At 57.4% G+C, this 13282-nt stretch carries 16 protein-coding genes; 15 read left to right on the forward strand and 1 reads right to left on the reverse strand.

Annotated elements, in window-relative coordinates; all coding sequences use genetic code 11:
• The 13 genes from rplR to bfr all read left to right on the forward strand — a co-directional run bounded on the left by rplR (nt 1) and on the right by bfr (nt 8249).
• A complete protein-coding gene (gene rplR, locus AC1RDQ_RS18085; protein WP_003186037.1) occupies nt 1-351 on the forward strand; it encodes a 50S ribosomal protein L18 in 351 nt (116 codons plus the stop codon).
• 3 nt (nt 352-354) lie between these two features.
• Nucleotides 355-855 carry a 30S ribosomal protein S5 gene (rpsE, locus tag AC1RDQ_RS18090; protein ID WP_003186035.1) on the forward strand — a complete coding sequence of 167 codons (501 nt, stop codon included), beginning with the start codon at nt 355-357 and terminating at the stop codon, nt 853-855.
• 2 nt (nt 856-857) lie between these two features.
• Nucleotides 858-1034, forward strand: coding sequence for a 50S ribosomal protein L30 (rpmD, locus tag AC1RDQ_RS18095; RefSeq protein WP_003176408.1), 177 nt, complete (start codon nt 858-860; stop codon nt 1032-1034).
• Between the two features lie 3 nt (nt 1035-1037).
• Complete coding sequence (gene rplO / locus AC1RDQ_RS18100; protein WP_003228720.1) at nt 1038-1475, forward strand: 50S ribosomal protein L15; 438 nt, start codon at nt 1038-1040, stop codon at nt 1473-1475.
• On the forward strand, nt 1476-2804 hold the full coding sequence (secY, locus tag AC1RDQ_RS18105) for a preprotein translocase subunit SecY (RefSeq protein ID WP_003210064.1): 1329 nt from the start codon (nt 1476-1478) through the stop codon (nt 2802-2804).
• Between the two features lie 24 nt (nt 2805-2828).
• On the forward strand, nt 2829-2945 hold the full coding sequence (gene rpmJ, locus AC1RDQ_RS18110; RefSeq protein WP_002555468.1) for a 50S ribosomal protein L36: 117 nt from the start codon (nt 2829-2831) through the stop codon (nt 2943-2945).
• A gap of 130 nt (nt 2946-3075) precedes the next feature.
• Nucleotides 3076-3432 (forward strand): 30S ribosomal protein S13, encoded by a 357-nt coding sequence (gene rpsM / locus AC1RDQ_RS18115; RefSeq protein WP_009045849.1) that lies wholly within the window; start codon nt 3076-3078, stop codon nt 3430-3432.
• 30 nt (nt 3433-3462) lie between these two features.
• Nucleotides 3463-3852 (forward strand): 30S ribosomal protein S11, encoded by a 390-nt coding sequence (gene rpsK / locus AC1RDQ_RS18120; RefSeq protein WP_002555466.1) that lies wholly within the window; start codon nt 3463-3465, stop codon nt 3850-3852.
• 18 nt (nt 3853-3870) lie between these two features.
• Entirely contained in the window at nt 3871-4491 is a 621-nt protein-coding gene (gene rpsD, locus AC1RDQ_RS18125) for a 30S ribosomal protein S4 (protein ID WP_003176404.1), read from the forward strand.
• Between the two features lie 22 nt (nt 4492-4513).
• Nucleotides 4514-5515, forward strand: a complete 1002-nt coding sequence (locus AC1RDQ_RS18130; RefSeq protein WP_007970428.1) for a DNA-directed RNA polymerase subunit alpha — start codon at nt 4514-4516, stop codon at nt 5513-5515.
• 42 nt (nt 5516-5557) lie between these two features.
• On the forward strand, nt 5558-5944 hold the full coding sequence (rplQ, locus tag AC1RDQ_RS18135) for a 50S ribosomal protein L17 (protein WP_007970429.1): 387 nt from the start codon (nt 5558-5560) through the stop codon (nt 5942-5944).
• Nucleotides 5945-6181: 237 nt separating this feature from the next.
• Nucleotides 6182-7636 (forward strand): catalase, encoded by a 1455-nt coding sequence (locus AC1RDQ_RS18140; protein WP_150814487.1) that lies wholly within the window; start codon nt 6182-6184, stop codon nt 7634-7636.
• A 148-nt stretch (nt 7637-7784) separates the two neighbouring features.
• Nucleotides 7785-8249 (forward strand): bacterioferritin, encoded by a 465-nt coding sequence (gene bfr / locus AC1RDQ_RS18145; protein ID WP_492587810.1) that lies wholly within the window; start codon nt 7785-7787, stop codon nt 8247-8249.
• A gap of 63 nt (nt 8250-8312) precedes the next feature.
• Here the strand turns inward: bfr and uvrA are convergent, their stop codons facing one another.
• A complete protein-coding gene (uvrA, locus tag AC1RDQ_RS18150; protein ID WP_057713101.1) occupies nt 8313-11147 on the reverse strand; it encodes an excinuclease ABC subunit UvrA in 2835 nt (944 codons plus the stop codon).
• Between the two features lie 191 nt (nt 11148-11338).
• Between uvrA and AC1RDQ_RS18155 the strand changes: the two genes are divergently transcribed.
• Together AC1RDQ_RS18155 and AC1RDQ_RS18160 are read left to right on the forward strand one after the other, a co-directional pair.
• Nucleotides 11339-12736, forward strand: coding sequence for an MFS transporter (locus AC1RDQ_RS18155; protein ID WP_492587811.1), 1398 nt, complete (start codon nt 11339-11341; stop codon nt 12734-12736).
• Nucleotides 12737-12745: 9 nt separating this feature from the next.
• The gene (locus tag AC1RDQ_RS18160) at nt 12746-13264 is read left to right on the forward strand and encodes a single-stranded DNA-binding protein (RefSeq protein WP_007984430.1); all 519 of its coding nucleotides are present in this window, start codon (nt 12746-12748) and stop codon (nt 13262-13264) included.
• Nucleotides 13265-13282: the final 18 nt, after the last annotated feature.

The raw sequence follows: 13282 nt of genomic DNA on the forward strand, positions 1-13282 counted from the left end.
ATGACCGACAAAAAAGTTACTCGACTGCGTCGCGCTCGCAAAGCACGCCTGAAAATGCACGAACTCGAAGTCGTGCGTCTCTGCGTGTTCCGCTCTTCGCAGCACATCTACGCCCAGGTCATTTCGGCCGACGGCAACAAAGTCCTGGCAAGCGCCTCGACTTTGGATAAAGAACTGCGTGATGGTGCCACCGGCAACATCGACGCGGCCACTAAGGTTGGCCAGCTGGTCGCTACGCGTGCTAAGGCCGCTGGCGTCTCGCAAGTGGCTTTCGACCGCTCTGGCTTCAAGTACCACGGCCGCGTTAAAGCGCTGGCTGATGCTGCTCGTGAAGCTGGGCTGGAGTTCTAAGTTATGTCAAATAACGACCAAAAGCGCGACGAAGGCTACATCGAGAAGCTGGTTCAAGTTAACCGCGTAGCCAAAACCGTTAAAGGCGGCCGTATCTTCACTTTCACCGCGTTGACCGTGGTTGGTGATGGTAAGGGCCGTGTTGGCTTCGGCCGTGGCAAGTCGCGTGAAGTGCCTGCTGCGATCCAGAAGGCAATGGAAGCTGCTCGCCGCAACATGATCCAGGTTGATCTGAACGGCACCACCCTGCAGTACGCAATGAAGTCCGCTCACGGCGCTTCGAAGGTGTACATGCAGCCTGCTTCTGAAGGTACCGGTATCATCGCTGGCGGCGCTATGCGTGCTGTCCTCGAAGTTGCTGGCGTTCAGAACGTTCTGGCCAAGTGCTACGGCTCGACTAACCCTGTAAACGTGGTTCACGCCACTTTCAAGGGTTTGAAAGCAATGCAGTCTCCTGAATCCATTGCCGCCAAGCGTGGCAAAAGCGTCAAGGAGATCTTCTGATCATGGCTACCGTAAAAGTAACGCTGATCAAAAGCATGACCGGCCGCATCCCTAACCACAAACTGTGCGTTAAGGGTCTGGGTCTGCGTCGCATCGGTCACACTGTAGAAGTCCAGGATACTCCCGAGAATCGCGGGATGATCAACAAGGCTTACTACATGCTGCGTGTCGAGGGTTAATCGATGAAACTCAATGATCTGAGTCCAGCGCCGGGTTCCCGTCGCGAAAAGCATCGTCCGGGCCGTGGTATCGGTAGCGGTTTGGGTAAGACTGGTGGCCGTGGTCACAAAGGTCAGACCTCCCGCTCCGGTGGCACCATTGCTCCAGGCTTTGAAGGCGGTCAACAGCCGCTGCATCGTCGCCTGCCGAAGTTCGGTTTCGTTTCCCTGAAAGCCATGGATCGCGCAGAAGTGCGTTTGTCCGAGCTGGCTAAAGTGGAAGGCGACATCGTCACCGTGCAGTCCCTGAAAGATGCCAACGTGATCAATGTCAACGTACAGCGTGTGAAAATCATGCTGTCCGGTGAAGTGACTCGCGCTGTCACTATCGGCAAGGGAATCGGCGCCACCAAGGGTGCGCGTGCGGCTATCGAAGCAGCTGGCGGCAAGTTCGAGGAATAAATGGCTAAGCAAGGTGCTCTCTCTGCGCTCGGCAAAGGCGGTATGTCTGAACTCTGGGCTCGTCTGCGTTTTCTGTTCCTGGCGATTATCGTCTACCGAATAGGCGCACACATCCCGGTTCCAGGTATCAACCCGGACCGACTCGCGGACCTGTTTCGACAGAATGAGGGGACCATTCTTAGCTTGTTCAACATGTTTTCCGGCGGCGCGCTGGAGCGGATGAGCATCTTTGCACTGGGGATCATGCCGTACATCTCGGCATCGATCATCATGCAACTGATGACCGCCGTCAGCCCGCAGCTGGAGCAGTTGAAGAAGGAAGGTGAAGCTGGCCGTCGCAAGATCAGCCAGTACACCCGCTACGGCACTGTCATCCTCGCCCTGGTTCAGGCTATCGGCATGTCCGTTGGCCTGGCGGGGCAGGGTGTTGCGTTCACTGGTGACTTTGGCTTCCATTTCGTCGCGGTATCCACATTTGTGGCTGGTGCGATGTTCATGATGTGGCTGGGTGAGCAGATTACTGAGCGTGGTGTTGGCAACGGTATCTCGATGTTGATTTTCGCAGGTATCGTCGCCGGTCTTCCGAGAGCGATCGGGCAGTCTTTCGAGTCTGCACGTCAGGGTGATATCAACATCTTCGCCCTGGTTGCCATCGGTTTGCTGGCAGTAGCGATTATCGGTTTCGTGGTGTTCATTGAGCGTGGTCAGCGTCGTATTGCTGTTCACTACGCCAAGCGTCAGCAGGGCCGCAAGGTCTTCGCTGCGCAGACCAGCCACTTGCCGCTGAAGGTGAACATGGCCGGTGTTATTCCGGCTATTTTCGCGAGCAGCATTTTGCTGTTCCCGGCTTCGTTGGGTGCCTGGTTCGGTCAGTCTGAAGGTATGGGCTGGTTGCAGGACATCTCGCAGTCGATCGCTCCTGGTCAGCCGTTGAATATTCTGCTGTTTAGTGCAGGGATTATTTTCTTCTGCTTCTTCTATACGGCGTTGATGTTCAATCCGAAAGACGTAGCGGAAAACCTGAAGAAGTCCGGTGCCTTTATTCCGGGCATCCGTCCAGGTGAGCAGTCTGCGCGCTACATTGATGGCGTTCTGACTCGCTTGACCATGTTCGGTGCTCTTTACATGACGGCCGTCTGCCTGTTGCCCCAGTTCCTGGTGGTTGCAGCCAACGTACCGTTCTACCTTGGCGGGACCTCGTTGCTGATCGTCGTCGTGGTTGTGATGGACTTCATGTCCCAAGTACAATCGCACCTCGTTTCGCACCAGTACGAATCCCTGATGAAGAAAGCCAACCTGAAGGGTTACGGCAGCGGCATGCTGCGCTGACCCATAAGGTTCGAGGAGTTGGTGATGAAAGTTCGTGCATCGGTGAAAAAGCTGTGCCGTAACTGCAAGATTATTCGCCGCGAAGGTGTTGTTCGAGTAATTTGCAGCGCGGAACCGCGTCACAAACAGCGCCAAGGCTGAGTGTGATTGTGCTTCAAGCCCGGCAGCTAGTGCGCTGCCGGGTTGATTATTTGTTATTACAGCGATATTATCTCGCGCCCTATTTCTTGGCTTCCGGGGCGTAGGTAGCTGTCAATTGGAGTCCCACTGAATGGCCCGTATTGCAGGCGTTAACATTCCAGATAACAAGCATACTGTTATCTCGCTGACCTACATCTATGGTGTTGGTCGCACTACTGCACAGAAAATTTGTGCAGAGACTGGGGTAAACCCAGCAGCAAAGATCAAAGATCTGAGCGACGAGCAAATTGAACAGCTGCGTGGCGAAGTGGCGAAGTTCACCACTGAAGGTGACCTGCGTCGCGAAATCAACATGAAAATCAAGCGCTTGATGGACCTCGGTTGCTATCGCGGTCTGCGTCATCGTCGCGGTCTTCCAGTACGCGGTCAGCGTACCAAGACCAACGCGCGTACCCGTAAAGGTCCGCGTAAGCCGATCCGCAAGTAATCGCCCCAGCGAATCGACAGGAATTTAATCATGGCAAAACCTGCTGCTCGTCCTCGTAAAAAAGTTAAAAAGACAGTGGTTGATGGCATCGCCCACATCCATGCATCTTTTAACAACACCATCGTGACCATCACCGACCGTCAAGGTAACGCTCTTTCCTGGGCTACCTCCGGTGGTTCGGGTTTCCGCGGTTCCCGCAAGTCCACCCCGTTTGCTGCTCAAGTAGCTGCTGAACGTGCTGGTCAAGCTGCGCTGGAATACGGCCTGAAAAACCTCGACGTCAACGTCAAAGGTCCAGGTCCAGGTCGTGAATCCGCAGTCCGCGCTTTGAACGGCTGTGGCTACAAGATCGCCAGCATCACCGACGTGACGCCAATCCCGCACAACGGGTGCCGTCCGCCGAAGAAGCGCCGCGTGTAATCCAGGAGATTGTAAAGAATGGCTCGTTACATTGGTCCAAAATGCAAACTCGCTCGTCGCGAAGGCACCGATCTCTTCCTGAAGAGCGGCGTGCGCGCGATCGAATCGAAGTGCAACATTGAAGCAGCACCTGGTATCCACGGCCAACGCCGCGGTCGCCAGTCCGACTACGGCACCCAACTGCGTGAAAAGCAGAAGGTCCGTCGTATCTACGGCGTTCTCGAGCGTCAATTCAGCGGCTACTACAAAGAAGCTGCTGGCAAGAAAGGTGCAACCGGTGAAAACCTGCTGCAACTGCTCGAATGCCGTCTGGACAACGTTGTATACCGTATGGGCTTTGGTTCGACTCGTGCCGAATCCCGTCAGCTGGTATCGCACAAGTCGATCAGCGTAAACGGTCAGACCGTTAACGTTCCGTCCTACCAGGTTCGTGCTGGTGACGTGGTTGCTGTTCGCGAGAAAGCAAAAAATCAACTTCGCATTGTCCAAGCTCTCGATCTGTGTGCCCAACGTGGCCGCGTAGAATGGGTAGAAGTAGACACTGAGAAGAAGTCGGGCGTTTTCAAGAACGTTCCAGCTCGCAGTGATCTGTCCGCCGACATCAACGAAAGCCTGATTGTCGAGCTCTACTCCAAGTAAGGGCTAGAAAATAGGTGCATCCATGCAGATTTCGGTAAATGAGTTCCTGACACCCCGCCACATTGATGTGCAGGTTGTCAGTCCAACCCGCGCCAAGATCACTCTCGAGCCTCTCGAGCGTGGCTTTGGCCATACCCTGGGCAACGCGCTGCGCCGCATCCTGTTGTCCTCAATGCCCGGCTGTGCAGTAGTCGAGGCCGAGATTGACGGTGTGCTCCACGAGTACAGCGCCATCGAAGGTGTACAGGAAGACGTAATTGAAATCCTGTTGAACCTTAAAGGTCTGGCTATCAAGCTGCACGGTCGTGACGAAGTTACGCTGACCTTGTCGAAGAAGGGTTCGGGGGTGGTTACCGCTGCCGATATTCAGCTGGATCATGATGTCGAGATCGTTAATCCCGATCACGTAATCGCTAACCTGGCGTCTAACGGCGCCCTGAACATGAAGCTCGTAGTAGCTCGTGGTCGTGGTTATGAACCGGCAGACTCGCGTCAGAGCGATGAAGACGAAAGCCGCAGCATCGGTCGCTTGCAGCTTGACTCTTCGTTCAGCCCGGTTCGCCGTATCGCATACGTGGTGGAAAACGCCCGTGTCGAGCAGCGTACTAACCTGGACAAGCTGGTTATTGATCTGGAAACCAACGGTACTCTGGATCCTGAAGAGGCAATTCGCCGCGCTGCAACCATCCTGCAACAGCAGTTGGCTGCGTTCGTCGACCTCAAGGGTGACAGTGAGCCAGTGGTTGTCGAGCAGGAAGACGAGATCGATCCGATCCTGCTTCGCCCGGTTGACGATCTGGAACTGACTGTACGTTCGGCTAACTGCCTTAAGGCGGAAAACATCTACTACATCGGTGACCTGATTCAGCGTACCGAAGTAGAGCTGTTGAAGACTCCGAACCTGGGCAAGAAATCCTTGACTGAAATCAAGGACGTTCTGGCCTCCCGCGGTCTGTCCCTCGGCATGCGCCTCGACAACTGGCCGCCTGCAAGTCTTAAGAAGGACGACAAGGCGACTGCCTGATCGTCGTAATCACCGAACGTAGTGTTTGGTAAGGAATGAACCATGCGTCATCGTAAAAGTGGTCGTCACCTGAGCCGCACCAGCTCGCACCGCAAGGCCATGTTCCAAAACATGGCGGTGTCGCTGTTCGAGCACGAGCTGATCAAAACTACTCTGCCAAAAGCTAAAGAACTGCGCCGCGTTGCCGAGCCGCTGATCACTTTGGCCAAGACAGATAGCGTTGCTAACCGCCGTCTGGCTTTCGACCGTACTCGTTCGAAAGCTATCGTTGGTAAGCTCTTCAACGACCTGGGCAAGCGTTACGCTACCCGTGAGGGTGGCTACCTGCGCATCCTCAAGTGCGGTTTCCGCGCTGGCGACAACGCGCCTATGGCGTACGTCGAGTTGGTTGATCGTGCTACTGCTGGCGAAGCTGTATCTGCCGAGTAAGACGTCAGTCTGAAACAAAGAACCGGGCCTAGTGCCCGGTTTTTTGTGCCTGTAAGAAACGCGCCCTCTGTACAAGCGCCTCCCGCGTCCTCGTCGTCATTATGTGATGGGGATGATCATTAGTTTTTATCTATCGATGTCTGCAAGTTAATGAATTTGTAGCTGTCATATTGATGATCAATACTCCTTCTCAGCCGATAGCCGGCAGTTCAAGACCGACAGAGGAAGGAAGATCGCATGAGCCAAAACAAAACGCTTACCACCGCCAGTGGCGCTCCTGTTGCCGATAACCAGAATTCCCGTTCCGCCGGCCCTCGTGGCCCGCTGCTGCTCGACGACTTTCACCTGATCGAGAAGCTTGCCCACTTCAACCGTGAAAACATCCCTGAGCGCCGTGTACACGCCAAAGGCTCGGGTGCCTACGGTACGTTCACCGTGACGCGCGATATCACTCAATACACCAGCGCGAAGCTGTTTGAGACAGTCGGCAAGCAAACCCCGACTTTCCTGCGGTTTTCCACCGTGGGTGGTGAGCGGGGTTCGGCTGATACCGAGCGTGATCCGCGCGGGTTCGCCTTGAAGTTTTATACCGAGGAAGGCAACTGGGACATCGTCGGCAACAACACCCCCGTGTTCTTCATTCGCGATCCACTGAAGTTCCCGGACTTTATCCACACCCAGAAGCGTTTGCCGCAAAGCAACCTGAAGAGTGCCCAGGCGATGTGGGACTTCTGGTCGCATTCGCCCGAGGCGCTGCACCAGGTCACCATCCTGTTCTCCGACCGGGGTATCCCTGATGGATACCGTCACATGCATGGCTTCGGCAGCCACACTTACAGCCTCATCAACGCTCAAGGTGAGCGTCACTGGGTGAAGTGGCACTACAAGACCAGGCAGGGGATCAAGAACCTTGCTCCAGCGGAGGCAGCGCGCCTGGCGGGCACTGATCCGGATTACGCCCAGCGCGACCTGTTCAATGCCATCGAGCAGGGTGATTTCCCGAAATGGCGCGTATGCATCCAGATCATGAGCGAAGCTCAGGCAGCGGCGCACTACGAGAACCCCTTTGATGTCACCAAGACCTGGTCGCAGAAAGAGTTTCCACTGATTGAAGTCGGAGAGCTGGAGCTCAATCGCAATCCGCTGAACTACTTTGCTGAAGTCGAGCAAGCGGCATTCGGTCCCAGCAACATGGTCCCAGGTGTTGGCTTATCGCCTGACCGCATGCTGCAAGGTCGAGTATTCGCTTACGCGGATGCTCACCGCTACCGTGTTGGCACCAATCACCAGCAATTGCCGGTTAATGCGCCTCGCAGTCCGGTGAACAGCTACCAGCGTGATGGTTCGATGGCGTTTGGCAGTAACGGCGGTGCAGCACCAAACTACGAGCCGAACAGCTACGTTGAGTCGCCGAAGCAAGCGCCTCGCTATGCAGAGCCGCCATTGGCACTGAGCGGTGCGGCTGATCGTTACGATCACCGCGAGGATACCGACTACTACAGCCACGCCGGCGCGTTGTTCCGCTTGATGACTGGGGAGCAGCAATCATTGCTGGTTAGCAACATCGCCGGTGCGATGGCGGGTGTATCGAGTGATGTGGTTGATCGCCAGTTGCAGCATTTCTACAAGGCTGACCCGGCGTATGGAGAAGCAATCGCAAAGCTGCTCAACGTACAGCTTAACGAAGTCTAAATGAGAAGCAGAACCGCCCTTGTTTGGGCGGTTTTTGCGTTATTTCAGCCGGTTTTCTCAGAATATCTTCGCTTTTATTGCGTCTTGCGAGTGACGATAAGGGCATGTTGGTTCAAACTACAACTTTAAAGCAGGGAGATGTAGGGCGATGCAAGGCCACCCAGATGTGATGGATTACCTCAACACGTTGCTGACCGGCGAACTGGCCGCGCGTGATCAATATTTCGTCCACTCGCGGATGTATGAGGACTGGGGTTTCACCAAGCTCTACGAACGAATCAACCACGAGATGGAAGAGGAAGCAGGGCACGCTGACGCCCTGATGCGCCGGATTCTGATGCTCGAGGGCACGCCGCGCATGCGTCCGGACGATCTCGACGTCGGCACCACGGTGACAGAGATGCTCGAAGCGGATTTGCGCCTGGAATACAAAGTACGGGCTGCGTTGTGCAAGGGCATCAAGCTCTGCGAACAACACAAGGACTACGTCAGCCGCGAAATGCTGCGGGTTCAATTGCATGACACCGAAGAAGATCACACCTACTGGCTCGAGAAGCAGTTGGGTCTGATCAAGTTGATCGGGCTAGAGAACTACCTGCAATCCCACACCTGATTGCTGCGAATAAAAAAAGCCCCTGTCACTGATGAAGTGACAGGGGCTTTTTCATGGGGGCGGTCAAGCCCGATCACGCTCCAGCAGCGGCTTGAGGTAGTAACCGGTGTGGGACTGCTTCATCTCTGACACTTCTTCCGGGGTGCCGACGGCAATGATCTGCCCGCCCTTGGAACCACCCTCCGGACCCAGGTCCACCAGCCAGTCAGCGGTCTTGATCACGTCCAGGTTGTGTTCGATCACCACCACGGTGTTGCCGTGGTCGCGCAGGCGATGCAACACGTCCAGCAGTTGCTGGATATCCGCGAAGTGCAGACCGGTGGTAGGTTCGTCCAGGATGTACAGGGTCTTGCCGGTATCGCGCTTGGACAGCTCGCGGGACAGTTTCACCCGTTGGGCTTCACCGCCGGACAGCGTGGTCGCCGATTGCCCCAGCTTGATGTACGACAGGCCGACGTCCATCAATGTTTGCAGCTTGCGCGCCAGGGCCGGTACGGCATCGAAGAACACCCGTGCTTCCTCGATGGTCATCTCGAGGGTTTCGTGGATGCTCTTGCCCTTGTACTTGATCTCAAGGGTTTCGCGGTTGTATCGCTTGCTCTTGCACACGTCGCAGGGCACGTAGATGTCCGGCAGGAAGTGCATCTCGACCTTGATCAGGCCGTCGCCCTGACAAGCTTCGCAGCGGCCACCCTTGACGTTGAAGGAGAAACGCCCCGGACCATAGCCCCGGGAGCGGGACTCCGGTACGCCAGCGAACAACTCGCGGATCGGCGTGAACAAACCGGTGTAGGTCGCCGGGTTGGAGCGCGGTGTACGGCCGATCGGGCTCTGGTCGATGTCGACGACCTTGTCCAGGTGCTCCAGGCCCTTGATGCTGTCGTGTACGGCCGCTTCGAGGGTAGTGGCGCCATTCAGCGCCGTGGCGCTCAAAGGGAACAGGGTGTTGTTGATCAGCGTCGACTTGCCGGAGCCGGACACGCCGGTCACACAGGTCAGCAGGCCGATCGGAATCTCCAGGTCGACATTGCGCAGGTTGTTGCCGCGCGCGCCCTTGAGCGACAGCGTCAGCTTCTTGTTGCGCGGTGTACGTTTGGCCGGGACTTCGATCTTCACCCGGCCCGACAGGTATTTACCCGTCAGCGAGTCCGGGTGAGCCATGACCTCGGCCGGTGTGCCTTCGGCGACGATATGCCCGCCGTGCACGCCAGCGCCCGGGCCGATGTCCACCACGTAGTCGGCCAGGCGGATTGCGTCTTCGTCGTGCTCGACCACGATCACCGTGTTACCGATATCGCGCAGGTGCTTGAGGGTGCCCAGCAGCCGGTCGTTATCGCGCTGATGCAGGCCGATGGAGGGTTCGTCGAGGATGTACAGGACGCCCACCAGGCCGGCGCCAATCTGGCTCGCCAGACGAATACGCTGGGCCTCGCCACCGGACAAGGTGTCCGCGCTGCGATCCAGCGACAGGTAGTCGAGGCCGACGTTGACCAGGAACTGCAGGCGCTCGCGGATTTCCTTGAGGATCTTGTCGGCAATTTCGCCACGTCGTCCGGTGAGCTTGAGCCCGCCAAAATAATCGGACGCATCGCCGATCGGCAGGTTGGTCACTGCCGGCAGGGTTTTCTCGCCGACCCACACATGCCGCGCTTCACGCCGCAGGCGGGTGCCACGGCAATCCGGGCACGACTGGGTGCTGAGGAACTTGGCCAGTTCTTCGCGCACCGATGCCGATTCGGTTTCGCGGTAACGGCGTTCCAGGTTCGGCACGATGCCTTCGAACGGGTGCGAGCGTTTGACGATATCGCCACGGTCGTTCAGGTATTTGAAGTCGACGTTTTGCGAACCGCTGCCGTGCAGGATGAATTTCTGCTGATCGGCCGGCAATTCGTTGAACGGAACTTCCAGACTGAACTTGTAGTGCGAGGCCAGCGAGCCGAGCATCTGGAAGTAGTAGACGTTACGCCTGTCCCAGCCACGAATCGCCCCTTCGGCCAGGGTCAGTTCGCCATTGACCAGGCGTTTGATGTCGAAGAACTGCTTCACCCCCAGACCATCGCAGGTCGGGCAAGCGCCGGCAGGGTTGTTGAAGGAGAACAGCTTGGGTTCCAGTTCGCTGATCGCGTGGCCGCAGATCGGGCAGGCGAAGCGTGCGGAGAAGATCATCTCTTCACCCGGCTCGTCGTCCATCGGCGCCACCAGGGCGATGCCGTCCGCCAGTTTCAGCGCGGTCTCGAAGGATTCGGCCAGGCGTTGTTGCAGGTCGGCGCGAACCTTGAAGCGGTCGACCACGACATCGATGGTATGTTTTTTCTGCTTGTCGAGCTTGGGAGCTTCGTCCAGCTCATAGAGCTTTCCATTGATTCTGGCGCGGACAAAACCCTGCGCGCGCAGCTCTTCGAAAACCGACAGGTGCTCGCCTTTGCGCTCGCGGATGACCGGCGCCAACAGCATCAGCTTGCTGCCCTCCGGTTCGGCGAGGACCAGGTCGACCATCTGGCTGACGGTCTGCGCTTCAAGCGGGATGTCGTGATCCGGGCAACGGGGAATACCCACACGTGCATAAAGCAGGCGCAGGTAGTCGTAGATTTCGGTGATAGTGCCGACCGTCGAGCGCGGGTTGTGCGAGGTCGACTTCTGTTCGATGGAGATCGCCGGCGACAGGCCTTCGATAGTGTCGACGTCGGGCTTTTCCATCATCGACAGGAACTGCCGGGCGTAGGCCGATAGCGATTCGACGTAGCGGCGCTGACCTTCGGCGTACAGGGTATCGAAAGCCAGGGACGACTTGCCGGAGCCGGACAGGCCGGTGATGACGATCAGCTTGTCCCGTGGCAGGGTCAGGTCGATGTTCTTCAGGTTGTGGGTTCGAGCCCCACGAATCAGGATCTTGTCCAAGGTGGCCTCGCTCGGCGGGCGTCGAAAACGTAGGAGTATACGGCCAAATACTGGATGGATGCACACTATCGAATGCTGCTATTGCTGCCTTGCATGAAAGCTCTGTCATCTACACGCGGCAAAGCGTCGCGATATACCCTGCCAATCGATGGGACTGGTAGAATCGCCGCCGGTTCACATGAGGTTTTTCCATGCACGATCCCCACAGCGAGCGCATGAGCGGCAGCGAGACCCGCGCGGCAAGCGGTCTGGCCCTGGTGTTCGCCTTCCGTATGCTTGGCATGTTCATGGTGTTGCCGGTTTTGGCGACCTATGGGATGGACCTGGCCGGAGCCACGCCGGCCCTGATCGGTCTGGCGATTGGCGCTTATGGCCTGACCCAGGCAGTTTTCCAGATTCCTTTCGGTTTCATTTCCGACAGGATCGGTCGCCGCCCGGTGATTTACCTGGGCCTGATCGTGTTTGCCCTCGGCAGTCTGCTGGCGGCCAATGCCGATTCGATCTGGGGCGTGATCGCCGGGCGAATCCTGCAAGGTGCCGGGGCGATTTCAGCCGCGGTCATGGCCTTGTTGTCAGACCTGACCCGGGAGCAGCATCGGACCAAAGCCATGGCCATGATCGGCATGACCATCGGTCTGTCGTTCGCCGTCGCCATGGTGGTCGGCCCGTTGCTGACCCGCGCTTTTGGTCTGTCCGGGTTGTTCCTCGCCACGGGCGGCATGGCGCTGCTCGGCATTGTGATCGTCATGTTCATGGTGCCGCGCTCTACCGGGACATTGCAGCATCGCGAGTCCGGTGTTGCGCGCCAGGCATTGATGCCGACGCTCAAGCACCCGGACCTGCTACGGCTGGACCTGGGTATTTTTGTGTTGCACGCGATGTTGATGTCCAGCTTCGTCGCCTTGCCGCTGGCGCTGGTCGAGAAAGCCGGGCTGCCAAAAGAGCAGCACTGGTGGGTGTACCTGACCGCGTTGCTGATTTCTTTCTTCGCCATGATCCCGTTCATTATCTACGGCGAGAAGAAACGCAAAATGAAACGAGTTTTACTCGGTGCCGTCGTGACGCTGATGTTCACTGAGCTATTCTTCTGGCAGTTCGGCGACAGCTTGCGGGCTCTGGTGATCGGTACGGTGGTGTTCTTCACCGCGTTCAATCTGCTGGAAGCTTCGTTGCCATCGCTGATCAGCAAGGTTTCACCGGCCGGCGGCAAGGGCACGGCGATGGGGGTTTATTCCACCAGCCAGTTCCTCGGGTCGGCATTGGGCGGCATTCTAGGCGGTTGGCTGTTCCAGCATGGCGGTCTGTCGGTTGTGTTCCTCGGATGCGCCGGTCTGGCTGCCCTCTGGCTGGCCTTTGCTGTTACCATGCGCGAACCTCCCTACGTCACGAGCCTGCGCTTGCCGTTGTCGCCCGAGGCGATCCGCGAAGCGGGTCTGGTCGAGCGCCTGAAGGCGGTCGTAGGGATAACAGATGCAGTCATCGTCGCGGAAGAGGCGGCGATTTACATCAAACTGGACACCGAACTATTGGATCGCACCACCCTTGAGAGCCTGGTGAACAACCCGGCCGGGGCAGCGTGCGTAGCCTAGGAGAACGTTATGGCCCGTGGGGTTAACAAAGTCATATTGGTCGGCACTTGCGGCCAGGATCCCGAAGTTCGCTACTTGCCTAACGGTAACGCCGTGACCAACCTGAGTCTGGCGACCAGCGAACAGTGGACCGACAAGCAAACCGGTCAGAAAGTTGAAAAGACCGAATGGCACCGTGTGTCGATGTTCGGCAAGGTTGCAGAAATCGCTGGCGAATACCTGCGTAAAGGTTCTCAGGTCTACATCGAAGGCAAGCTGCAGACCCGCGAGTGGGAAAAAGACGGTATCAAGCGTTACACCACCGAAATCGTGGTCGACATGCAAGGCACCATGCAACTGCTGGGCGGCCGTCCACAGGGCGACCAGCAGGGCCAGGGCGGTGGTAACAACTACCAGCAGTCCGCGCCACGCCAGCAGGCTCCACGTCCACAGCAGTCGGCGCCGCAACAGTCGCGCCCGGCTCCACAGCAGGCCGCTCCTCAGCCGGCTCCGGATTTCGACAGCTTTGATGACGATATCCCGTTCTGAGGAACCGTAGAGACTTTT

It is taken from the genome of Pseudomonas sp. GW823-FHT02E01 (genome assembly GCF_058797535.1).

What these genes read in the sequence shown, in the direction of transcription:
- rpsD (WP_003176404.1), top strand. Translation starts at nt 3,871, where the DNA reads ATGGCTCGTTACATTGGTCCAAAATGCAAACTCGCTCGTCGCGAAGGC.
- rpsE (WP_003186035.1), top strand. Translation starts at nt 355, where the DNA reads ATGTCAAATAACGACCAAAAGCGCGACGAAGGCTACATCGAGAAGCTG.
- rpmD (WP_003176408.1), top strand. Translation starts at nt 858, where the DNA reads ATGGCTACCGTAAAAGTAACGCTGATCAAAAGCATGACCGGCCGCATC.
- rplQ (WP_007970429.1), top strand. Translation starts at nt 5,558, where the DNA reads ATGCGTCATCGTAAAAGTGGTCGTCACCTGAGCCGCACCAGCTCGCAC.
- bfr (WP_492587810.1), top strand. Translation starts at nt 7,785, where the DNA reads ATGCAAGGCCACCCAGATGTGATGGATTACCTCAACACGTTGCTGACC.
- secY (WP_003210064.1), top strand. Translation starts at nt 1,476, where the DNA reads ATGGCTAAGCAAGGTGCTCTCTCTGCGCTCGGCAAAGGCGGTATGTCT.
- AC1RDQ_RS18140 (WP_150814487.1), top strand. Translation starts at nt 6,182, where the DNA reads ATGAGCCAAAACAAAACGCTTACCACCGCCAGTGGCGCTCCTGTTGCC.
- AC1RDQ_RS18130 (WP_007970428.1), top strand. Translation starts at nt 4,514, where the DNA reads ATGCAGATTTCGGTAAATGAGTTCCTGACACCCCGCCACATTGATGTG.
- AC1RDQ_RS18160 (WP_007984430.1), top strand. Translation starts at nt 12,746, where the DNA reads ATGGCCCGTGGGGTTAACAAAGTCATATTGGTCGGCACTTGCGGCCAG.
- rpsM (WP_009045849.1), top strand. Translation starts at nt 3,076, where the DNA reads ATGGCCCGTATTGCAGGCGTTAACATTCCAGATAACAAGCATACTGTT.
- rplR (WP_003186037.1), top strand. Translation starts at nt 1, where the DNA reads ATGACCGACAAAAAAGTTACTCGACTGCGTCGCGCTCGCAAAGCACGC.
- rplO (WP_003228720.1), top strand. Translation starts at nt 1,038, where the DNA reads ATGAAACTCAATGATCTGAGTCCAGCGCCGGGTTCCCGTCGCGAAAAG.
- rpmJ (WP_002555468.1), top strand. Translation starts at nt 2,829, where the DNA reads ATGAAAGTTCGTGCATCGGTGAAAAAGCTGTGCCGTAACTGCAAGATT.
- AC1RDQ_RS18155 (WP_492587811.1), top strand. Translation starts at nt 11,339, where the DNA reads ATGCACGATCCCCACAGCGAGCGCATGAGCGGCAGCGAGACCCGCGCG.
- rpsK (WP_002555466.1), top strand. Translation starts at nt 3,463, where the DNA reads ATGGCAAAACCTGCTGCTCGTCCTCGTAAAAAAGTTAAAAAGACAGTG.